This window comes from Mesorhizobium sp. 131-2-1 (genome assembly GCF_016756535.1).
Taxonomy (GTDB): Bacteria; Pseudomonadota; Alphaproteobacteria; order Rhizobiales; family Rhizobiaceae; genus Mesorhizobium.
In genome coordinates, this window is record NZ_AP023247.1 from 2,379,151 (window position 1) to 2,400,321 (window position 21,171).

Consider the following 21,171-nt stretch of genomic DNA (forward strand, 5'->3'; position numbering starts at 1 on the left):
TCGCACAGAGGTTGCGGCCCAACTTGGACGGGTGATCTCAGATCGATCTGGAGAGGCACGTGACAAGTAAGTCCGAGCAGAAGCTGTCCTTGTTCGCGTTGATCGCAATGGTCGTCGGATCGATGATCGGGGCCGGCATCTTCAATCTGCCCGCCCGGTTCGCCACCGCTACAGGGCCGTTCGGTGCCATCATCGCCTGGGCGATAGCCGGAACCGGCATGTACATGCTGGCGCGCGTGTTCCAGGCGCTGGCCGAGAAGAAGCCCGATATCGACTCCGGCGTCTTCGCCTATGCCAAGGCGGGATTCGGCGACTATATGGGCTTCCTCTCGGCATTCGGCTATTGGCTCGGAAGCTGCCTCGGAAACGTCTTCTACTGGGTGCTGATCGGATCGACGCTCGGGCGCTTCTTCCCAGGTATTTTCGGGGATGGCAACACCGCGACCGCGATCATCGTCTCGCTGGTTGGCATCTGGGCCTTCCATTTCATGATCCTGCGCGGCGTCGAGCAGGCGACCTTCATCAATAGCGTCGTGACGGTTGCCAAGATCGTGCCGATCATCGTGGCGATCCTCGCCACGGCGTTCGCGTTCAACTACACGCAATTTTCCGAGAACTTCCTCGGCGGCTTGGACATGCCGGAAAAGACCCTGCTGGCGCAGGTGCGCGACACCATGCTGATCACCGTTTTCGTCTTCCTCGGCATCGAGGGAGCGAGCGTGTATTCGCGCTTCGCCGAAAAGCGTTCCGATGTCGGCACCGCCACCATTCTGGGTTTTGTCGGCGTCACCGGCCTAATGGTAGCCGTCACCCTTCTGCCCTACGCCACGGCTCCGCGTGCGGCCATTGCCGGAGTCCAGCAACCCTCGCTTGCCGGCGCGCTGGAACTGGTCGTCGGACATTGGGGGGCGGTGTTCATTTCCATCGGCGTGCTGGTGTCAGTGCTCGGCGCCTATCTTGCTTGGTCACTGATCTGCGCCGAGGTGCTGTTTGCCGCGGCGAAGTCGCAGGACATGCCGAAGCTTTTCGCGGCACAGAACGGCAACCGGGTTCCCGCCAACGCGCTTTGGCTGACCAATATCGTCGTCTCGCTCTTCGTCATCTCAACCTACTGGTCGCGTGACGCCTTCAACGTCATGCTCGACATGACAAGCGTGACAGCGCTGCTGCCCTACCTGCTGGTGGCGGGCTATGGCGTGCTGATCGCCCGCCGGGGCGAGGGGTACGAGACGACGCCCGGCGAGCGCGGGCGCGACCAGTTATTCGCCTGGATCGCCGTCGTCTACACGCTCATCATGTTTGTGGCCGCCGGCTTGAAATACGTACTGTTGGTGGCGGTGCTCTTCGTGCCGGGGACCATCCTCTACCTGTGGGCGCGGCGCGAACAGAACGCGCGGCTCTTCACATCGGTCGAACTTATCATCTTCGCCGTCACCCTGGTCGCCGGCCTCGCCGGTTTCGTTGGCCTACTGACCGGCGCCATCACACCTTGACGAGAAAGGCATAAGCCATGGCGATGGAAACGAAATTTGGCGTGCATTCCGAAGTCGGCCAGCTTCGCAAGGTCATGGTCTGCGCACCCGGCCGCGCCCATCAGCGCCTGACGCCCAGCAATTGCGACGCGCTTCTGTTTGATGACGTGCTCTGGGTCGACAACGCAAAACGCGATCATTTCGATTTCATGACCAAGATGCGCGACCGCGGTGTCGAGGTGGTGGAGATGCATAACCTCCTCGCCGAGACTGTCGCCGTCCACGACGCGAAGAAATGGATCCTCGACAATCAGGTGGTGCCGAACCAGATCGGCCTCGGCCTCGTCGACGAGGTGCGCTCCTATCTGGAGGGACTCTCCAACCGCGATTTGGCGGAGACGCTGATCGGTGGCCTCTCGACCCACGAGTTCCCCGAATCCATCGGCGGCGAACAGCTCGAACTGATCCGCGACGCGGCCGGGGTGAACGAGTATCTGCTGCCACCGCTTCCGAACACGCTCTACACCCGCGACACCACCTGCTGGATCTATGGCGGCGTCACGCAGAACCCACTCTACTGGCCGGCGCGGCATGAAGAGACAATCCTCACCACCTCGATCTACAAGTTCCACCCCGACTTCGCCGGCAAGGTGAATGTGTGGTGGGGCGACCGACCAGGGATTGGGGCCTCGCCACGCTGGAAGGCGGCGACGTCATGCCGATCGGCAAGGGCAATGTACTGATCGGCATGAGCGAGCGCACCTCGCGTCAGGCCATCAGCCAACTCGCGGCGACGCTGTTCGAGAAGGGCGCGGCGGAGCGCGTCATTGTCGCGGCGATGCCGAAGCTGCGCGCGGCGATGCATCTCGACACGGTGTTCACCTTCGCTGACCGCGACTGCGTGTTGCTCTACCCCGACATCGTCAACGGTATCGAGGCATTCTCCTACCGACCGGACGGCAAGGGCGGCGTCGAGTTGCACAAGGACAAGAGTAGCTTCGTCGAGACGGTGCGCGACTCGCTCGGCCTCAAGCAGATGCGCGTCGTAGAGACCGGCGGCAACGCCTATATGCGCGAGCGCACCCAGTGGGACAGCGGCGCCAATCTCGTCTGCGCCTCGCCGGGGGTCGTGTACGCCTATGACCGCAACACCTACACCAACACCCTGCTGCGCAAAGAGGGCATCGAGGTGATCACCATCATCGGTGCCGAACTGGGCCGCGGTCGTGGTGGCGGCCATTGCATGACCTGTCCGATAATCCGTGATCCGGTCGACTACTGACAAGAGAGCGTTTCCGGAGATCAGAGATGGGCGCCGCTCATGCAGGAATTCTGGTTAGGCGATCGACAATGAGCGGCGCATCCACGAGCGGAACCGATCACCAGCATCGAGCGGCTTCCCTACATTCCAAATGGGGATGGTTTTTGGCGTTGGGCATTGCCCTGGCGTCGGCTGGGGTGTTGGCCGTCGCGCTCCCCGTTGTGTCTACATTCGCGGCAAGCGTTGTCCTTGGGTTCATGCTTTCGCTCGCGGGCATCGTGAAGATGGTTCAATCCTTGCGAGTCAAGGAATGGAGTGGATTCATCTGGCAAGAGTTGACCGGCACGGTCGAACTGGTCGGCGGTATCCTGATATATTTCAACCCCTTCAAGGGCGCTCTGGCGATCACTCTGCTGATCGCCCTGGTGCTTCTGATGCAGGGCATTTTACAAGTCGCGCTCGCCTTCCAGGTGCGCGGTCAAAATGGTTGGCAGTGGTTCGGCGTTTCGGGCCTGGTCGCGCTGGCCGCTAGTGCGACGCTCGCATTGAAGTTGCCCTACACCAGCATTTACACGCCAGGCACGGTTGCCGGCATTTCTCTCCTTGTCGCCGGCGCCGCCTACATTGCTATTGCCCTCACGATGCGGAGGGCCCGGTCATGAAGACATCATGCAACACCTCTGAGCGACATCGTTCGATCGAGACGCGGCGGTGGATCAATCGTGTTTCCTGGGCATGCTTGATGATTGTCGCTTCGGTTGGCGCGATGCCCCCTTTCATCAGCTCGATTTCCTTTGCCCAGCAGCCTGGCGCAGGGCAGGCCCCGCCGCCTGCAGTTGCTGTCGAGAAGATCTTGGTGCAGCAGGTCAGCAGTCCGATGCGGTTTACTGCTCGGGTCGAGGCGATCGAAGCGGTTGATATCAGGGCACGCGTCACCGGCTTCCTGCACTCCATCGACTTCAAAGACGGGCAGACCGTGAAGATCGGGGACGCGCTGTTCGAGATCGAACCGGACCAGCTTGATGCGCTGGCCGCGTCGGCGCGGGCACAGGTTGCGCGTGCCGAGGCAACGCGGACATCTGCCGAGCGGACTTTGGCGCGCAATCGCGATCTGTTCGCTCGAAGAACGATCTCGCAGGCTGCTCTGGACGAGGTCCAGGCAGCCTTCGATGTCGCTGCCGCCGATGTACAGGTCGCGGAGGCAAGCCTGCGCACCGCCGAACTCAATCTGTCATACGCCCGCATCACGGCGCCGATTGCCGGCGACATCGGTCGGGCGACGTTCACGGCAGGCAATCTGGTCGGACCGGATTCCGGTTCGCTGGTGCGAATAGTCAGCCTGGATACGGTCCGCGTGGCTTTCGCCTTGACCGAAGGGCTGCTCGTGACGATCCGGCAGCAGCAGGCGAGCGGCAGCAACCTCGATCCGAATACGCTGAAGCTCTCGCTGCGTCTTGCCAATGGGACGGACTATGACGAGCGCGGTCGTATCGAGTTCGTCGAAACCGAGATAGACCCGCAGACAGGTACGGTCGCCGCCAGGGCGGTTTTCCCCAATCCTCGCCACATCCTTCTGCCCGGGCAATTCGTCACCCTCTATGTGCAGCAGAAAGACGCGCCTAGCTTGCCGGTGGTGCCTCAGACAGCGGTGCTGCAGGATCGCGAGGGGCGCTTCGTCTATCTGCTGGGCAAGAACAATATCGTCTCACAACAGCGTATCGACACGGGCGCGCGCGTCGGCAACGGGTGGGCGGTCACCAAGGGCCTGGAGGGCGGCGAGCAGGTCGTCGTCCAGGGCATCCAACGTCTCGCCCAAGGCATGACGGTTCAACCGAGCGAAGGCCAGCCAGTCGGCGGCGGCTCATGATTTCCGATCTCTTCATCACCCGCACCCGGCTGGCGATCGTGTTGTCGATCGTCATTTCGATTGCCGGCGCGATCGCCATCTTCTCGCTGCCGGTGCAGCAATATCCGGAGATCACGCCGCCCACCGTCAGCGTCTCGGCCACCTATCCCGGCGCGAGCGCGGAAGTCATTGCCGATGTAGTCGGCGGGCCCCTGGAGACCGCCATCAATGGCGTCCCCAACATGATGTACATGTCGTCAACGAGTTCGAATGCCGGGCAATACTCGCCAGCGATGCGCCGGTCAGGAACGGCTCCAGATAGCTGCCGATGGCAAATTGGATGGCATTCAGGCCGACGAACACGATCAGCGCCAACTGCCAGGACCCGGACTGAGCGATGGCGAACAGGGTCGGGAAGATCGTAGCGAGCAACGGTCCGACAAAAGGGATGTAGTTAAGCGCAAAGGCAATGGCTGCCCAGGCGCTGGCAAGTTCGAGCCCGGCAGCAAACGTGAACGCCCACACGACCAAGCCCGTCACAACGCATGCTATGCTGCGCACAACCATGAAGCGGCGAACCTTGGCGCCAATTTCGCGGCCGACGTTCAAGAGCAGGTCGCCTTGCGGCTGCGCCGCCGACGAATGCAAACGACGTTGCAGGCCGTCGGCTTCCAACAAGCCCAGCATCACAAAAATAAAGGTCAGCACGGTAAAGCCGGCGACGCCGTTCAGCCGCGTGACGAGACTGCGGGTCAGGCCGATCAGCCCAGATACGCTGAAAAGTTCTCTGAGCGGGCTGACGATCGCAATTCCGTGGCCTTCCAGCCAGTCCACCCAACGGGCGTAGATCGCCTGCAATCGGCTGGCATTGTAGAACAGCCATTGCGATAGTTCGCCGAGCCCCCAGACAATCGCGGAACCTACGACGACGATCACCAGAACGACAAGCAAAAGTGTAGCCAGCAAGGCTGCCAGCCGCGAGATCCGTCGTTGCAGAGCCGCCTGAATTGGCCATGCCAATGCGATCACGAACAGTGAGAATGCAAGGGGCATAAGAATTGATCTGGCGAAATACAGCGCGGCGAGAATAAGGATGCCGGTCGCAACCGGGTTGACCGCACGGCGATTGCTCGCTTCCGCTACGTTTGCCTTGTCCTTTATCGAGCGTGGCCGCCGCAATCTTTGCTCACTCACGCGTGGTGGGCTCTCGGGTTGAGGCTCATGCGCGGACTCATTGGAGGCTTCGTGACCGGAGAAAAGCGACCCTCAAATCCTATCGTAAGGCTCATCGGCAGCGGCCGGCATGAACCGGCCGAAAGCCGTCCGCACGGGCCAGACATGCATTGGAAAACGTGCGCAAGCGCCCGCTCCTGGTTGCGCAAACCGGAGCAAACTGGAGGGTGCAGGCCACTGGTTGCGTCGGTCGCGATATGCGGCATTCACCATTCCTGACGATTCGGTACCCTTGAGCACGGGCCATGCATGCGTTGCCAAATGTCCGCTGCCTTTCACCGCGTCGACCACAAACGGGTGCGTGTACCAAGCTGCAGGCTTGCGGCCGATGCGAAATCGGATGGGGCTGATCGACAGCCACGGTGCATGCCGACAACAATGCGGCGACCATCAACCACGGGCTCAGGCAGGCAAGTAGGAATTGGACCTGGTTCATCTCACTTCTCCTTCGGGTCGCCCTCGGCGCCTGACCCCGCCTAGGGTAAAGGCGATGCACGCGGTTAGGACGAAGCCACCCAACAACCCCGCAACGCCAACCCCGACAAGGATTGCCGGGGTGAGGACACCAACGCCCCGCGCCGTGGCGTCCACCGCGCTTTCGACCTTTCCGACAAAAGGGCCGACGCCTGGCACGTGCCCGGCCAGCCAGGTAAGGGCAAGTCCGCCGATCGCGCCCGTCAAAGCATCGACCTTTGCGCCAAGACCAAGAGTCGTCCAACGCCCCAGAGCGAGGCCCGCCGCTGCGCCACAGACGACCTCTATGGTGAGTGCGACAGCAGTCTCGACCACGCCCATCTGTCTTGTCCCGGTTGCCAGGCGATCGGCTCACGCGAGCAGTTGAAGGTTGATTTACGCAGCCTCGGACGCCTGACTAAGCGCATCGCGCAGGGTCTGCTCCTTCGTCTCGTCTAGTGATGTCTTGAGTACGACGCCGCCAAATCCCTTGATCGCGCTTAGCACCTTGTCGGCAGTCATTTCGTGAACGAGCACGAACAAGGCAGCATTTCCCGGCTGCAGGCTGGCCGACAGATCCTTCATGAAAGCATCGTTTATTCCGACGTCGGTCAGCGCGCCGCCGAGTGCGCCGGAAGCCGCGCCGATTGCCACACCGATGACGGGATTGAGAAAAATGACACCGATGAGCAAGCCCCAGAAACTCCCTGACACGGCACCAGTGACGGTCGTGTTCATGATCTGGCTGAGCTTCACGTTGCCGGCTTCCGTCTTGGTCGCGATCACGGCGTCACCGATGTTGATGAGGTATTCCTTCTGCAACGCAAACAGGCGCTGGCGCACCTCTTCCGCCTTGGCTTCGTTGGGGTAGACTATGACGATCAGATCGGACATGAGACCTCCACTGCGAAATTCGACGGGATCGAGACGCGCCTACAGGCTCGCAGGGTGCCATATTATGTCTCTACCGCAGCGAAGAAATTAGCCGGGAATCCCACGCCTTTGCGGTCCGTCTCTTTTTGATTGCGGCCGAATGCGACAGCAATTCTTCGGCTTGCGCTGGATCACGGCACGCAATTACTTCATCTCAACGGTACGCGGCCGTCATAGATCTGGAGGTCTGCATGAAGCGGCATTGGCTGATCGGGCTGTGGCATTCGCTGTCGGCCGGCGGCCTGTTTCTTGGAACGCTCTGCTTTGCCGCCTCGCTCACTCCGTCGCTGCTTCCTCGGACGGCACTAACTCAGGGCGTGCTATCAGGATTCTCCCTGGCTGCGGGGTATGGTATCGGCACAGTTGCGCGTTGGCTGTGGGCTTATATGGAGTTGCCGGAGCCGCAGGGCCGTGTCCTGAGCCTGACCAAGCTTGTCGCAGCCATTGTGTGCGCACTCGTCGCTAGCGTTTTTCTCTGGCGCGCAGCCCCATGGCAGAATTCGATAAGGGAGCTAATGGGCGTCGAGCCGGTCGAAAGCGCGCATCCCCTGAAGGTCGGCCTGGTCGCACTGGTAACGTTCGCCATTGTCGTACTGCTGGCTCGGCTTTTTCAGTGGGTGTTCCACAGGGCTGCGGCGGGAATCAACCGCTTTGCCCCAAGACGGCTGTCCAATGTCATTGGCATCATCGTGTCGATCGCGCTTTTTTGGTCGATCATCAGCGGCGTTCTTTTTCGCCTTGCGCTCCACGTCGCAGACTCGTCCTATCAGCAATACGATGCGCTGGTTGAGGCGCACACCGCGCGGCCGACCGATCCTATGAAGGCTGGCGGGAGCGCATCGTTGATCGATTGGGACGAACTGGGACGGGCAGGGCGAGAATTCGTCGCGACAGGACCCGCGAGCGCGGACATAGGCGCGCTCACCGGCCGGCGAGCCCTCGAACCCATTCGCGTCTACGTGGGGCTGAGATCCGCCGGGACCCCGGAGTTGCGTGCAAAGCTCGCGCTCGAGGAGTTGATACGCGTCGGTGGCTTCAGGCGCTCCGTGCTGATCATCCTGACGCCAACCGGCAGCGGCTGGATCGATCCGGCGGCCATGGACAGCGTGGAATATCTCCACAATGGTGATGTCGCCAGTGTTGCGGTTCAATACTCTTACCTTGCGAGCTGGCTGTCGCTGCTTGCTGAGCCGGACTACGGCGCCGACACGGCACGGGCGCTATTTCGCGATGTGTACGAGTATTGGACCAAGCTCCCGAAGAACAGCCGCCCGCAGCTCTATCTGCACGGTCTCAGCCTGGGCGCGATGAACTCCGAACGAGCAACCGATCTGTTCGAGGTCCTCGGCGACCCTTACCAGGGGGCCTTGTGGAGCGGACCACCGTACAGAAGTGGCTTGTGGCGGTCGATCACCGCCGACCGGGTTCCAGGCTCGCCGGCATGGTTGCCGCGATTTCGCGATGGATCGATCGTGCGCTTCATGAATCAGAACGGCGCGAATGTCGACGCAGGTTCACGTTGGGGACCGATGCGGATTGTCTATCTTCAATACGCGAGTGACCCGGTGACCTTTTTCGACTATCGCGACCTCTACCGTGAGCCGGACTGGATGAAGAGCCCGCGCGGCCCAGACGTCTCACCCGAATTGCGATGGCACCCGGTGGTGACGTTCCTGCAGCTCACGCTCGACATGGCTATGGCGACGACGACCCCAATCGGGCATGGGCACGTCTATGCGCCGGCCGATTACATCGATGCCTGGATCGAAGTGACAAATGTTCAAGGGTGGTCCTTGCAGCAGATCGCTCGGCTGAAGCAACACCTTGCGCCTCGTTGACGGTTAGCCGTTTATGATTCCAATTTAGCCGATCGCCAATCCTCGCTAAACCTGATCAGTTGCTGCAATGATTGAAGGTCTGTTCCTGGCGCAACCGCAACCTCCAGCGTTGTCGCACACGATGTCTGTTTCAGGAATGGGAAAGCTGGTCTCTACGGCCGGCGCAAAGCTGCCTGGTTCGAGGCCCGCGCAGTGAAGGCGTTCCTTCGACTGCGGTCTCGGAACCATACGGAACGATAGGGGAAGACTTCTGATTTTGGCCCACGAAAAACGCAATAAAATCAACGATCTTAAGACGCCCTCCGGGCCCACAAACTTGTTACAAATCAGTTACTTATGCTCAATTCTTCGAGATTGAATTGAGCGCTATCGGGTAAGTCTGTGACTTCTGAGTGAAATGGTTTGGGCCCGTTCGTCAACTTTCTCCGTCTTGTTGTTGGCACCCGTAACACGTGGCCCAACCCCCCGGCTTCAAAAGACCTTTCAGCGATGCGTGCGGCAATCGGCGGCAACGACGTGCAATTAGGGGGGTCTGATTTCGGTCGCAGGCTCAAAACGCTCGAATGCGCATTCGATTGATCTCTGCCGATTTGGCAGCAGAGTTCGATGGAATTCTTTTTGAACGTATCCAGCCCCGGTAAGGGCAAAGGCGCTGCGGGTGGGCGCAAAACAGGTTCCAGGGAGAACCGTTCCGGGTCCCGTGCCAGGAAAGCGTGATGCTGCTCGAAGGCAATGCCATCGCCGAGATCGATGGTGAGCGCTTCGAGTTGAAACCGCAGGACACCACGTTCATTCCAGCCAACCTTCTGCATCGGTTCATTAGTGCGTCGCAGACCGAGCGGATGAAGATCCTGCGAATCGACGCAAGCGTCGGGGCGACGCGGACACTAATCGCGACCGGCGATACTCGACCGATCGACGCCGAGCACGGCGGCGCGCTCGCAAGACAAGGGCTATAAACGCGCCGAGGTCTTCATGGTCTCCTAGAAGTCTGCTTGCCAACTTTCTGGACGATGGCCTCGGACAAGCGTTGTAGAGTAGGTGGCGAGCGCGGTACCGCCTTGCAGCGGTCCGTTTCTCACCACCCCTCGCAGAACCGGACGTGCACCTTTCGTTATGCATCCGGCTCGCCAGAAGACGTGGCGAAGTTTGGCGTTCCCATCCACGCCAGACGAAACCGGCAGACGGGAGTCCACGCGAGCATATACTGCTCGACGGACCCATCACGCCACAGTCTCACCGTCGGACGGCGACTGCTGCGTTGTCGGCCTTTTGCGATTTCGCTCGCGTTGGCGTTTGGGCGAACTTTCCGCTGCCAGCGCCAGAGCCGATCCCCGGTGTACCAGTCGAGGCTGGTGAACACGTTGCTGGCTCCGTAGCAGAAACGGAAGTAATTCGCCCATCCGCGCAGGATGGGATTAAGCTCCTGAAGCTTTGCGCCAAGGGTGCCTCTCGCGCTGGTGCGCCCGGTACACTCCTTGACTTTGTGACGGAGATCGAGGGACTTGGTCTTCGGGATTTGTACGCGTGCACAATATCCGTAGCGCCCGTCCCATTCCATGACGAAGCGGAATCCGAGGAACGCGAACCCGTCCGTCATTGCTGTGATCTTCGTCTTTTCCGGTGACAGCTCGAGGCCTGTCGTCTCCTGCAGGTATTTTGCCAGCGCGGATTTCTCCGCAATAGCCTCTTCCTGCGTACCGGAGACCAGCACCACAAAGTCGTCCGCATAGCGTACGGGGAAACACACGCAGTGCCCTGCTTTGCGATCCCACAGACGTCTACCCGATGCCGCCGAGAGTATCGATTGTCGTGAAGACCTCCCCGTCGGATCAGGATGCACCCACCGTTTATATCTCTCCTCAATCGCGCTAAGCGCAATGTTGGCGAGCAGCGGTGATATGATCCCACCCTGCGGGGTTCCGGCTTCCGTGCGGAAGAATTGCTCCTCCGTCAGCACGCCGGCTTTCAGGAACTGCCCGACCAACCGTACCACCCGCTGGTCGGCGACGCGTTTGCGTAGCCGTTCCATCAGATAGTGGTGGTTGATGTTGTCAAAGCAGCCCTTGATGTCTCCCTCGATAACCCAAGGATATGGCATCCCGTGCCTCCGGGTATCCCCGCCGCGTTTGTGCGACTGAGCAGCCCGGCGGATATGCTCCAAGGCGCCGTGCGTGCTCCGTCCGGGCCTGAACCCATAGGAAACATGCCAGAATTGCGCCTCGAAGATTGGCTCCAGAAGTGCTTTGACCGCGCTTTGTACGACGCGGTCCTTGACCGTGGGAATGCCCAAGGGCCGGAATTGCCCCGGTTTACCGGCTTTGGGAATGATCTTGCGTCTCGCCGGACTCGGCCGATATGCGCCGGAGCGCAGTTCGTCCTGAATCCCGGCAAGGAAGCGTAGCTCTCCTTTCTTCCGGATGCGTCCCACGGTCATCCCGTCTACCCCGGCGGTGCGCCCGCCTTTGTTGGTGGACACACGACGCCAAGCGTGACGAAGCATGCGCGAGTCTGTCAGCCAGCCCCACATGTCCCGCCACTGGTCGTCGGGATTCGCCTTACTCCACTGATACAGTTTGCGCTGAACGCCGAGTACCCAAGCTTTATCAGCCTGATGATCCGTGTCCACAGATCACTCCTCCGTCATGCCAACCGATCATCTTCCTGCCTCCCTTCGCCATGTGTCCGGCTTTCCCGGACCCGGACTACTACGGAGGCTCCGCCCTTGAACGCGCCCGTCTCCGGTCGTCGCGGCTAGCCCGGTTCCTGCCGGGCAGACGGTTCAAGTTCCCGTGTTCCGATTTTCAACCTTCGTGCCTGTAGGTGGTGCGCTATACCCCTGGCGATACGGAGAGTGGGCTGAAGGAACTCGCCCACTCCGAGCGCGTATTTCTCGCACCCCTCAGCAGGGAACATTGAGCCCTGCCATGTCTGATCGCGCTGTTTGTCTCCCCCGCCATCACGCTTGGGAAACTTCTCGGATATTCAGAGGCTTCTATCACGCACTTCGTTGTCTCACCGTGAGCACTGCGGTAGCCCGGCCCAGAAGTGATGGCTTCCGTCCGGTACAGTTCAGACCGATCTGCTTATGGCACCGAACCGGCGACACCCGGTCCAGCTTTTCGGTCCCCTTCCTTTCGTTGTTCCGACGAAAGGGACGGCATTACAGCCGTCGGTCGAAAATCAGCAAAGCTAGGAAAGGTTCTAACTATGTCATACTACCCTCCCGCGCCGTCACGGCGCACCAAAGTCATCTGAATATCTGTGAAAAGGCGCCCGCCGCATCGGCGGGCGCTCCTCGTAGCCGGCAACCTGATCCTATTGCGGTGGGTTGTTACTCTTCAGTGGTGCCTTCGAAATCCAGGAGCTTGCCAACCGGGACATATTTCTGGCCGTCGAACTGGTAGAGTTGCAGGGCTTCGATCGGGAAAATGTCGGAGCCGGCTTTGGTGTTGAGCTTGATCCCGTCGAGCAGCAGCGGATTGTCCCACTTCTGGATGTTGAAGACGGTTTCCAGGAGCGCAGCCCGGGTCTGTTCCTTCATTTGCCCGAGCGCCTCGACGAGGGCATCGCCAGTCGCATAACCGACTTGTCCGATCGTGTTGGCAAAGACGAAGTTGACCTTGGCCGCGGCGATATCGGCCAGATATTGGTCGATGCCGGCATCACCGGTCTTCCCCGGGCTGACGATGGGTTTCAGGAAGTTCGAGGTGATGATGCCCTTGGCGTTCTCCAATCCCACCGCCTGCAGGATCGGATAGGCCGAGGAAAGATTGGTGACGAGCGTCAGCGGCTTCCAGCCGCTTTCGGCCTGGAAGCGGATAGCCTCGCCACCCTGCTGCGGCGCGGCGATGATCACCAGAGTGTCGGCGCCTGACGCCTTGAGTGCCGTGAGCTGCGTTTCCACGGTCGGATCCTGCGAGGTCACGGGCTGCCGATCGACGACCTTCACGCCCGAGCCCTCGATGGCCTTGTCGAAGGCCTTCATGAAGGTCTCGCCGGTCTCGGTGTTAAGATAGAGGATCGCGACCTTCGCCGCGGGCTTGTTGTTCTTGAGATAAGTGGCGAACGACGTCGCTTCGGTCGAGAATGCCGGGACGAACCCGATTTCCTCGTGCGGCGCGTTCAGCTTATGGACACCCGAATACATGAAGACGTTCGGAACTTTCCGTTGCTCGATATAGCGGCCGATGGCTACATTGTTCGGGGTGGCAGCCGTGCCGACCAGGGCGAAGACCTTGTCCTGCTCGACCATCTCGCGAACGTTCGCAAGCGTTCGCTGCGGATCCAGCATGTCGTCCTTGATCACCAGCTCGATCTTGCGGGTCTTGCCATCGGACATCTTGACGCCGCCTTTGGCGTTGGCCGCCTCGACGCGTGCCCGGATGCCTTCCGCGACCGCGCCGACGACCGCAACGGGTCCGGTGAGTGGACCGGTGATACCGATCTTGACCGTGCTGTCGGTGATGCCTGGCGTCTGGTCCGCTCTCGCCGAGACGGTACCGACGGCCAGTGCGAAGACTGCCGCCGTCAAAAGCATTTTGGGCATGCGTAGACCTGGTCTCATAACTTCCTCCGTAGTTAGCTGGTTGATCCGGCTTTGCCGTTGGGGTTCGACCGCACCGTCAACGCGGCGGTGAGTCTATCCAGCAGACCAGCGACTCCACCGCGTGCCAAAAGCATGATGCCGATCAGTGCCAGCGCGTAGATGACGTTGCCGAGTGCAAGATTGATGTTGGACGTCCATGTCGGGACGAAGGTGATGAACAGCCCGCCGATGAAGGCGCCGACAATACTCGTCGAGCCTCCGACGATGCTGCCGATCACGATCGTGATTGAGAGCGGAGCGAGAAACGACTGCGGACTGATGAAGCCGTTGAGGATGGCGAAAACGCCGCCGCCAAGTCCGGCCAGCGCCGAACTGATGGCGAACGCCCAGAGCTTGGTCTTGGCCAGGTTGACGCCGAGAGCCTCTGCGATCTGGGAGCTGTCCCGCTGGGCTCGCAGCGCGCGGCCGACGTCGCCGGCCAGCACAAGACGGACGATCAGGGCCGCGACGCCTGCGCATCCCAGCGATACCAGATAGAGCCAGAGCTCGGGGTTGTCGGCCAGGAACTCGGGGGGCTCCAGGGAGTCAATCGGCAAGCCGGAGACGCCGCCCGTCCAACTGCCGAGCTTCAACAGAAGTTGGGGAAACGCTGCGGCGACACCAAACGTAATGATCGCAAGCTGTAGCCCCTGCAAACGCAAGGCCGGCAGCCCGACAACAAGGCCGGCCAGCGCGGAAACAGCAGCAGCAGCCGGCAGAGTCGCCAATGGATGGACGCCGTAGGTGGCGTTCAAAATGGCGGTGACGTAGGCGCCGATGCCGAACAGCGTTCCCTGGGCAAGGCAGATCTGCCCGGCAAAACCCATGAGCAGGTTAAGCCCCAGGATGGCGATCGCGTAGGAGATCGCGACGCTCACCTGCTGCAACTGGAAGCCCGACAGGAAGGCCGGCAGGAGGGCGGCGACCAGTACAAAACCAACGATTGTCGTGGCCGTGCGCACAACGGTGTTCCTCATAGCTTGGTGACCTTCTGCGAGCCGAACAGGCCGACGGGCTTAACCAGCAGGACGAAAAGCGTAAGGACGATCGGAACGGCGATGCGCATGTCCGCCCCGAGAAGGCCGATATAGTTGGCGCCAAGGCTCTCGCTGACACCCACCAGCAGGCCCCCGGCTATCGCGCCGAGCGGACTGTCCCAGCCCCCGACGGTTGCCGCGGCAAGACCGTAGAAGAGGATCGGGGTCATCATGGTCGGGCTCAGAAACAACCGCGGCGCGACAAGCACGGCCGCGACCATTCCGATCACCGCGGCGAAACCCCAGCCGAGCATCAGCATGCGCTCGACGTTGACGCCCACGAGAACGCTGCGCACGCGGTCAAAGGCAGCGGCCCGCATGGAGAGACCCAGCCTTGTGAAGGCGAAGAGGCAGCCGATGGCCGCGGCCAGGACAACGAGCACCAGCAATGTGCCAGCCGACGAAGCCAGGATCCGCACGTCGCCCAAGCTGAAGCTACCGTCGGGAAAAAGGCTAGGGAACGGCTTCTGTTCGGCGCCCCACAGCCAGGTCACCATCGCCTGGAAGAGCACGAACATGCCGAGCGTGACGACCACTGTCGCCTCGACCGGAGCTTCCAGGAGCGGACGGACAAAGAGCCGAAATGCTAAAATCCCCAGCACAAAGGAACAGATCAGGCCGATCGCAATGGAGAGCCACAAGGGCAAACCCCACAGGGACAACTGCCAGGTACAGTATGCGGAGAAGGTCGCCATTTCGCCCTGACCGAAATTGACGACGTTGGTGGCGCGAAAGATCAACACCAGAGCAAGGGCAAGGGCCGAATAGATGGCGCCGGTGGCGAGGCCGCTGACGACAATTTGCACAAAGAGCGTCAAGCCCGGCCCCCCAACTGCAAGGCCGGGGCCGCAGACCTGCGCGCCTTGGCATCGATAGCTTTGGCCAGAGGAGTCCTGGCGGTTGATGACGGCTCAATGGCGGGCACGACGATCAGGAATGGCAGTCCGGCCGTATCGTGAATGTCGATGAAGGAGGCTGACGCGAGATGGTCGCTCGACGCGCGTTTTGCAAAACGTGAGATCAGCACCAGGGCAATGATCAGCACGGCATAGACGCCGCCTGGGGCAATGCCGCAAACAACAATTTGGTGTAGCGCGGTCAAACTAGTCCCCAAGATAAGATTTCTGGATATGTTCGTCGGCGAGTATCGCGTTGGCCGAGCCGCCAGCCACGATATGGCCGGCCTCAATGACGTACGCGCGGTCGGCAAACTTCAGGGACAGGTCCGCGTTCTGCTCCACGACCAGGAGCGTCAATCCGTCGATGTCGCGGAGCTCCTTGAAGATCGCGAATATTTCGCGCGTGATGACGGGTGCCAGACCCAACGACGGCTCGTCGCACAGCAGCAGCTTTGGCCGGGACATAAGAGCCCGCGCCACCGCGAGCATCTGCTGTTCGCCGCCGCTCAGGTTGCCCGCCAGCTGGGAGCGTCGCTCGCGCAGTCGTGGAAAACGCTCATACCACCGTTCCTTGTCCTGCCGGACCTGGCGGCGGTCAGAGACAATCGTGGCGCCCAGCGTCAGGTTTTCGTCGACCGTGAAATCGGTGAAAGTGCCTCTGCCCTGTGGGATCTGCGCTATTCCGCGTTGCAGGCGCCGTTCCGGCGGCATGCTCTGCAGGTCGCTTCCCAGATAGGCGATCTCACCGGACGAGCGGATCGTCCCCGAAAGGGCGCGCAGCAGGGTGGTCTTTCCCGCTCCATTGGCGCCGAGCAGGACGACGAACTCGTTCTCGCCGATGCCGAGCGAGCAGTCAAAGAGCGCCCGCACCTTGCCGTATCCGGCCGAGAGGTTGCGGATATCGAGAAGCGTCACTCGCTCCTCCCGAGGTAGGCGGCAATGACGGCTTCGTTGGTCCTGATTTCCTCGGGGCGCCCGGATGCGAGGTTTCGGCCGAGGTGGAACACATGGATCCGGTCGCAAAGGCTCATGACCAGACCCATGTGATGCTCGATCAGGAGGATCGAAAGCTTGCGGCTATGCCGGATTGTATTGATGAGCTTGCCGAATTCGCTGACCTCGCCATGGGTCAGTCCGCCCGCCGGCTCGTCGAGCAGTAGCAGCCTGGGTTCGGCCGCAAGGGCACGCGCTATCTCCATCCGCTTTTGCAAGGGATAGGGCAGGGAGTCCGCGCGCGCAGCCGACAGGGCTGACATCCCCAACTCGTCGAGAATTGCTTCAGCCTGCCGGCGGACAGTCCTCTCCTCGGCCCATGCGCCGAACGGGTTGAGAAGGGCGCGCGCGACCTTACCACCCATCTTGTGGTGCGCGCCGAGCATCACGTTTTCGAGGACGCTCATCGAGCCGTACACACCGACGTTTTGAAAGGTCCGCGCGATCCCGAGCCCAATAATGTCGCGTACGGCCGCGTCGGAGATTGTCCGGCCCGACAGCTGGATGGAGCCGCGCTGGGGACGGGTCAGGCAGGTGATTGCATTCAGGAAGGTGGTCTTGCCTGCGCCATTGGGGCCGATCAAGCCGCAAATCTCCCCGTCGCCAACGTCGAGCGAGACGTTGTCGAGCGCCTGCACGCCTCCGAAGCGGACCGATACGCCGTCCGCCGCCAGTACGGGCAGATAGGCGCTGATGTTTTCCTGCACAGCCACGCACTCCTCCCAGGCGCGACGTGGACTCGGCCTTTGCGCGGCTCTTCCACTTTAAGATACCAGATGGTATTTGAAGTCGTGTACGTATGTCAACCGACTTCGTCCCCTCCCGTCGCAATTCGAAGCGCTTCCGAGTGGCTGGTTGATGGATTGACAAGATCCATCGGATACGCTTTGGTATTTGAAATCCAATCGGTATCCAGAATGAACCGATTGTGGAGAACTCAGACCGGGGAGGACGGTGTGACTTCATCCTGCCGGAAGGGGCCGCACATGACTGGCGGCGTCGGGTATTTCGTCTACAGCTCAGGTGATCTGACGTGATTGGCCTTGCCCGATCGCCGCAGGAGGCAGTGATGCTGGCGACTGCGATTTGCGGCGCTGTGCTCTTTAGCTTGACCGCCTTGATGCGCTGGTGGCGCGCCGATCGAGGCTGGTACGATCTGCTGATCCCGTTCGGCTTCTTCCTGTCTTACTGGCTGACCTACAATCGCGTTCCATCCTTCCCGCCGGTCGGCGCCGTCAACAAGGTGTTCTACCTGGCGGCGGTTGGGTCCGTTCTGGGCTTGGCCGCGGAACGGACAGGCAGCCGCGCGCTTGGGCTGTTACTGCTGGCGGCAATGCCGCTCGCGTCGGCCGCCTACATCGGCGACAAGCTTGCTCTGGCACAGCCAATCGAGCTGATCGTCGCCACTTTGGCTGGAGCAGCAGTTCTCTACACGCTCTACCGCGAAGCGCAGTTTCCAGATGAGGGATCAAATCTGCGCCCGGCCGTGATGCTCTCGGTGGCGAGCGTCGGTTTTGCTCCAATCGCCTTCATCGGGGCTTCGTCTTCCAGCCTGCAGCTATCCCTCGGCGTTGCCTTCGGGATTGCCGGTGTCGTGTTTTGGCACCTGTTCAGGCCCAACTACCGCTTCGGATGGGGATCCTTGATTGGCGGGGCCGGGGGCATGATCGCGGTGGTGCAAACCGTGGCGCTGATCACCCGCAAGATCGACCTCTTCGCTCTTGCGGTGCTCGCACTGGTTTTGCTGGTCCCAAAGGCCTGCCGCGGAATCGTCGACCATCTCGGAAAGTCCAACCAGGCCGTCGCCACGCTGGTGTTCGCGGGTCTCTGCCTGGTGCCTGCCGTCGTCGCAGTCGCAGTCGCGCTGGCGCGAAACGGTTTCAGCCTTCCGATGTGAAATGAGCTTTCAACCCGCGTATCAACAATGGAGGACGGAACATGAACCACAAGCTAAAGACAGCCCTGCTCGCTGCGGCGCTCGCATCAGCGCCGATCGGATTGCAGGCGGCCCGGGCGCAGCCAATCACCTTTGACATAGATCCGGTTCATTCCGGCATCGTGTTCTTTATCAATCACCTCGGCTTCTCCAACGTCATCGGCGTTGCCAGAGAGTTTTCCGGGGAGTTCACCTTCGACAAGGATGCGCCCGAGGACAGCAAGCTGCAGGCCAAGGTCAAGGTGTCCAGCATTTCCACCAACAATGCCCAGCGCGATGGCGACATCCAGGGCGCCGACTGGTTCAATGCCACCGAATTTCCGGAGATCACCTTCGTCGGCACCAAATTCACCAAGTCAGGCGACAAGCAGGGCTCGATCACGGGCGATCTCACCATCGCGGGTGTGACCCAGCCGGTGACCCTCGATGTGACCTTCAACGGCCAGGGCAAAAATCCTTGGGACGGCAGTCTTGAGGCAGGGTTCAGCGCGACTACGACATTGAAGCGTAGCGACTTCGGCATGACAGCCAACATTCCCATGATCGGGGACGAAGTCACGCTGCGCATTGAAACGGAGGGGCGCGGCCGCACCTGACGGGCTGAGTTTCCGGTTGGCCTGCAGTAGCCCGCGGCCATCCGGACGGATGCCCGCGGGCTACAATCGGGCAGCGCCCGGGGGCATCCTCTATCAGGCTCTCGCGCCGCGACGCTCGCCCGCGTAGCGGCACGAGGAAACCATGGCGCGCCGGCTAACCGGCGCGCCATGAAGTGGCGCTGTCCCTTGAGAGCGGCAATGAGAATCTAAGCTATCGATGAGCGATCGTCGGCATCGCAGCTCTGCCACGAGCCGCGCTCGTAGAGCCATCTGGCCGTGTTCTTGATGCCACCGAACGGAAAGACGTGGAGCTGCGCAATCGCCGAGCCGGGCTTTGCCCGCAGATGGTCTTCGATCGGGCCGACGAAGCTCTCCGGCGAGTGACTGGTGGCAAGAGCGGCGAGCGAAGCGCTGCGCTTCTTCAGGAAGTTCAGCGAGTTGCCGACGCCGCACAACGCCGCGTATTTCAGCAAGGTCATGATCTTGGCGGGACCGGCGACACCAAGATGGACGGGCAGGTCCAGTCCGCAAGCCGCGAGGCCGTCTGCCCAGGTGATGAATTTGTCGGCATCGAAGCCAAATTGGGTGACGATGCGCATCCTCGCCCCGCTGCGCTCGGCCCAGGCGCTCTTCATGCGAAGTGCAGCGATCGCCGCCTCCTCGCCAAAGTCGCGACTCCCTTCCGGGTGGCCGGCTATGCCGACCTCGGTGATGCCGTGCTTGTCGATGAACCCCGTCTCGAGCACCTCGATGGAGGAGGAAAACGAGCCAGCCGGAGCTGCTACGTCGCCGCCGACGATGAGCACGTCGCGAACGCCCGCTTCTTCCGCGAAGGCCTTCAGCCGCGTTTCCAGCGCCTCGCGCGTTGTCTGTCGGCGGGCGGCTATATGGGGAACGGCGGCATAACCAAGGTCTGTGACGCGTCGGGCGGCTTTCACCAGGGTCGGCGTGTCCGCCAGTCCGATATCGGTGATGTAGACCCGGACGTCCGGCGGCAACAGGCCAGGCAAATCAGGGGAGTCGAGCGCCTGGCTAGGCGCCATCTCGATCGAGGCGTCGATAGAGGCGGGGCGGACGTTCTGGATGCCTATGATCTTTTCCACGCGCGTGGCTCCGGTGTTAGGCGAAGACGACGGTCTTGCGTCCATTCAGCAAGACCCGGTCCTGAAGGTGGAAGGTGACGGCGCGGGCCAATACGCGGCGTTCGATATCCCGGCCCTTGCGAATGAGGTCGTCGGGAGTGTCGGCATGGGTCACATGTTCGACGTCCTGGGCGATGATCGGGCCCTCGTCCAAGTCTTCGGTGACGTAGTGCGCCGTTGCTCCGATCATCTTCACGCCGCGCACGTGCGCCTGATGATAGGGCTTGGCGCCCTTGAACCCCGGCAGGAAGGAATGGTGAATGTTGATGCAGCGGCCGGACAGGTAGGCTGAGAAGTCATCGGACAGGATCTGCATGTAGCGGGCCAGCACGATGAGTTCGGCGCCGCTATCCTCGATCACGCCCTTGATCTTCGCTTCCTGGGCGGCCTTGGTCTCATGGCTGATCGGGAAGTGGTGGAAGGGAATGGCATCGTCGGGAGCGAGGCTGAGAGCCTCTCGCGGATGGTTGGAGACGATGCCCACAACCTGCATGGGCAGCTCGCCCAGCCGCTGGCGGTAAAGCAGATCGACCAGGCAGTGGTCGAACTTCGAGACAAGCAGCAGAACCTTCCGCGGCAGGTTTTGGGGCCGCAAGGTCCATTGCAGGCCGAAGCGCTTGACCTCTTGCGAGAAACGGCCGGCGAGCTCGTCGAGCGGTGAAGGCAAATCGAACGCCACCCTCATGAAGAACCGGTCGGTCTCGGGGTCGTCGAATTGCTGGGCCGCGGTGATGTTGCCGCCATGAGCAGCCAAACGGGTGGCAACGCCGGCGACAATGCCCGGCCGGTTCTTGCATTGCAGGGTAAGCAGATAGGACTTGCTCATACCCGGTCTCCGGGTTTGACGGTCGCACTGAAATGGCAAGGCTGGTTACGTCGCAGCGCGACGCCGGCGGGGATGGCCTCGCCAGTCTTGGGTACAGACGGCCGTGAAGGGGAAGGGC

The 21,171-nt window shown here is 61.3% G+C and carries 18 protein-coding genes and 2 pseudogenes; 9 read left to right on the forward strand and 11 right to left on the reverse strand.

Going from position 1 to position 21,171, the window contains the following annotated elements:
• The first annotated feature begins 59 nt into the window (after positions 1 to 59).
• The 5 genes and pseudogenes from JG743_RS11620 to JG743_RS11640 form a co-directional block, all read left to right on the forward strand.
• The gene (locus tag JG743_RS11620) at positions 60 to 1,493 is read left to right on the forward strand and encodes a basic amino acid/polyamine antiporter (RefSeq protein ID WP_202300332.1); all 1,434 of its coding nucleotides are present in this window, start codon (positions 60 to 62) and stop codon (positions 1,491 to 1,493) included.
• Positions 1,494 to 1,516: 23 nt separating this feature from the next.
• Positions 1,517 to 2,754 (forward strand): annotated as a pseudogene (locus tag JG743_RS11625) (arginine deiminase).
• A gap of 68 nt (positions 2,755 to 2,822) precedes the next feature.
• Entirely contained in the window at positions 2,823 to 3,395 is a 573-nt protein-coding gene (locus JG743_RS11630) for an HdeD family acid-resistance protein (protein WP_244673109.1), read from the forward strand.
• Positions 3,392 to 4,600 (forward strand): efflux RND transporter periplasmic adaptor subunit, encoded by a 1,209-nt coding sequence (locus tag JG743_RS11635; RefSeq protein WP_202300334.1) that lies wholly within the window; start codon positions 3,392 to 3,394, stop codon positions 4,598 to 4,600. Before JG743_RS11630 ends, JG743_RS11635 begins: the two co-directional genes overlap by 4 nt.
• Positions 4,597 to 4,800, forward strand: a pseudogene (locus JG743_RS11640) (efflux RND transporter permease subunit); the annotation flags it as partial. The gene JG743_RS11635 and the pseudogene JG743_RS11640, both read left to right, overlap by 4 nt.
• Before the next feature lie 4 nt (positions 4,801 to 4,804).
• Here the strand turns inward: JG743_RS11640 and JG743_RS11645 are convergent.
• Both JG743_RS11645 and JG743_RS11650 read right to left on the reverse strand, forming a co-directional pair.
• The gene (locus JG743_RS11645; RefSeq protein WP_342215714.1) at positions 4,805 to 5,773 is read right to left on the reverse strand and encodes an AI-2E family transporter; all 969 of its coding nucleotides are present in this window, start codon (positions 5,771 to 5,773) and stop codon (positions 4,805 to 4,807) included.
• An 888-nt stretch (positions 5,774 to 6,661) separates the two neighbouring features.
• On the reverse strand, positions 6,662 to 7,159 hold the full coding sequence (locus tag JG743_RS11650) for a DUF1269 domain-containing protein (RefSeq protein WP_202300335.1): 498 nt from the start codon (positions 7,157 to 7,159) through the stop codon (positions 6,662 to 6,664).
• A gap of 230 nt (positions 7,160 to 7,389) precedes the next feature.
• Here JG743_RS11650 and JG743_RS11655 point away from each other — a divergent pair, with 230 nt between their 5' ends.
• A complete protein-coding gene (locus JG743_RS11655; protein ID WP_202300336.1) occupies positions 7,390 to 9,036 on the forward strand; it encodes an alpha/beta hydrolase in 1,647 nt (548 codons plus the stop codon).
• Between the two features lie 716 nt (positions 9,037 to 9,752).
• Positions 9,753 to 9,995: a cupin domain-containing protein gene (locus JG743_RS11660; RefSeq protein ID WP_202300337.1), complete on the forward strand. Its 243-nt coding sequence runs from the start codon at positions 9,753 to 9,755 to the stop codon at positions 9,993 to 9,995.
• Between the two features lie 155 nt (positions 9,996 to 10,150).
• Here JG743_RS11660 and ltrA read toward each other — a convergent pair whose 3' ends face one another.
• The 7 genes from ltrA to JG743_RS11695 form a co-directional block, all read right to left on the reverse strand.
• Positions 10,151 to 11,665, reverse strand: coding sequence for a group II intron reverse transcriptase/maturase (gene ltrA / locus JG743_RS11665; RefSeq protein WP_202295506.1), 1,515 nt, complete (start codon positions 11,663 to 11,665; stop codon positions 10,151 to 10,153).
• Positions 11,666 to 12,370: 705 nt separating this feature from the next.
• The gene (locus tag JG743_RS11670; protein ID WP_244673110.1) at positions 12,371 to 13,585 is read right to left on the reverse strand and encodes an ABC transporter substrate-binding protein; all 1,215 of its coding nucleotides are present in this window, start codon (positions 13,583 to 13,585) and stop codon (positions 12,371 to 12,373) included.
• Between the two features lie 32 nt (positions 13,586 to 13,617).
• Positions 13,618 to 14,586, reverse strand: coding sequence for a branched-chain amino acid ABC transporter permease (locus JG743_RS11675; RefSeq protein ID WP_244673111.1), 969 nt, complete (start codon positions 14,584 to 14,586; stop codon positions 13,618 to 13,620).
• Positions 14,587 to 14,597: 11 nt separating this feature from the next.
• Positions 14,598 to 15,479, reverse strand: coding sequence for a branched-chain amino acid ABC transporter permease (locus tag JG743_RS11680; protein WP_202300340.1), 882 nt, complete (start codon positions 15,477 to 15,479; stop codon positions 14,598 to 14,600).
• Positions 15,476 to 15,763 (reverse strand): hypothetical protein, encoded by a 288-nt coding sequence (locus tag JG743_RS11685; protein ID WP_202300341.1) that lies wholly within the window; start codon positions 15,761 to 15,763, stop codon positions 15,476 to 15,478. Before JG743_RS11685 ends, JG743_RS11680 begins: the two co-directional genes overlap by 4 nt.
• Position 15,764: 1 nt before the next feature.
• On the reverse strand, positions 15,765 to 16,475 hold the full coding sequence (locus tag JG743_RS11690; protein ID WP_202300342.1) for an ABC transporter ATP-binding protein: 711 nt from the start codon (positions 16,473 to 16,475) through the stop codon (positions 15,765 to 15,767).
• Complete coding sequence (locus JG743_RS11695; protein WP_244673112.1) at positions 16,472 to 17,266, reverse strand: ABC transporter ATP-binding protein; 795 nt, start codon at positions 17,264 to 17,266, stop codon at positions 16,472 to 16,474. The genes JG743_RS11690 and JG743_RS11695 overlap by 4 nt, the downstream gene beginning before the upstream one ends.
• Positions 17,267 to 17,622: 356 nt before the next feature.
• Between JG743_RS11695 and JG743_RS11700 the strand changes: the two genes are divergently transcribed.
• Positions 17,623 to 18,450 carry a hypothetical protein gene (locus JG743_RS11700; RefSeq protein ID WP_202300343.1) on the forward strand — a complete coding sequence of 276 codons (828 nt, stop codon included), beginning with the start codon at positions 17,623 to 17,625 and terminating at the stop codon, positions 18,448 to 18,450.
• A gap of 41 nt (positions 18,451 to 18,491) precedes the next feature.
• A complete protein-coding gene (locus JG743_RS11705) occupies positions 18,492 to 19,085 on the forward strand; it encodes a YceI family protein (protein WP_202300344.1) in 594 nt (197 codons plus the stop codon).
• A gap of 206 nt (positions 19,086 to 19,291) precedes the next feature.
• On the opposite strand, the gene JG743_RS11710 is transcribed toward JG743_RS11705, so the two are convergent.
• Together JG743_RS11710 and purU are read right to left on the reverse strand one after the other, a co-directional pair.
• Complete coding sequence (locus JG743_RS11710; protein ID WP_244673187.1) at positions 19,292 to 20,128, reverse strand: methylenetetrahydrofolate reductase; 837 nt, start codon at positions 20,126 to 20,128, stop codon at positions 19,292 to 19,294.
• A gap of 76 nt (positions 20,129 to 20,204) precedes the next feature.
• Positions 20,205 to 21,053: a formyltetrahydrofolate deformylase gene (gene purU, locus JG743_RS11715; protein ID WP_202300346.1), complete on the reverse strand. Its 849-nt coding sequence runs from the start codon at positions 21,051 to 21,053 to the stop codon at positions 20,205 to 20,207.
• Positions 21,054 to 21,171 lie beyond the last annotated feature (118 nt).

What these genes read in the sequence shown, in the direction of transcription:
- JG743_RS11630 (WP_244673109.1), top strand. Translation starts at nt 2,823, where the DNA reads ATGAGCGGCGCATCCACGAGCGGAACCGATCACCAGCATCGAGCGGCT.
- JG743_RS11635 (WP_202300334.1), top strand. Translation starts at nt 3,392, where the DNA reads ATGAAGACATCATGCAACACCTCTGAGCGACATCGTTCGATCGAGACG.
- JG743_RS11650 (WP_202300335.1), bottom strand. Translation starts at nt 7,159, where the DNA reads ATGTCCGATCTGATCGTCATAGTCTACCCCAACGAAGCCAAGGCGGAA.
- JG743_RS11655 (WP_202300336.1), top strand. Translation starts at nt 7,390, where the DNA reads ATGAAGCGGCATTGGCTGATCGGGCTGTGGCATTCGCTGTCGGCCGGC.
- JG743_RS11660 (WP_202300337.1), top strand. Translation starts at nt 9,753, where the DNA reads ATGCTGCTCGAAGGCAATGCCATCGCCGAGATCGATGGTGAGCGCTTC.
- JG743_RS11670 (WP_244673110.1), bottom strand. Translation starts at nt 13,585, where the DNA reads ATGCCCAAAATGCTTTTGACGGCGGCAGTCTTCGCACTGGCCGTCGGT.
- JG743_RS11700 (WP_202300343.1), top strand. Translation starts at nt 17,623, where the DNA reads ATGCTGGCGACTGCGATTTGCGGCGCTGTGCTCTTTAGCTTGACCGCC.
- JG743_RS11705 (WP_202300344.1), top strand. Translation starts at nt 18,492, where the DNA reads ATGAACCACAAGCTAAAGACAGCCCTGCTCGCTGCGGCGCTCGCATCA.
- JG743_RS11710 (WP_244673187.1), bottom strand. Translation starts at nt 20,128, where the DNA reads ATGGCGCCTAGCCAGGCGCTCGACTCCCCTGATTTGCCTGGCCTGTTG.
- purU (WP_202300346.1), bottom strand. Translation starts at nt 21,053, where the DNA reads ATGAGCAAGTCCTATCTGCTTACCCTGCAATGCAAGAACCGGCCGGGC.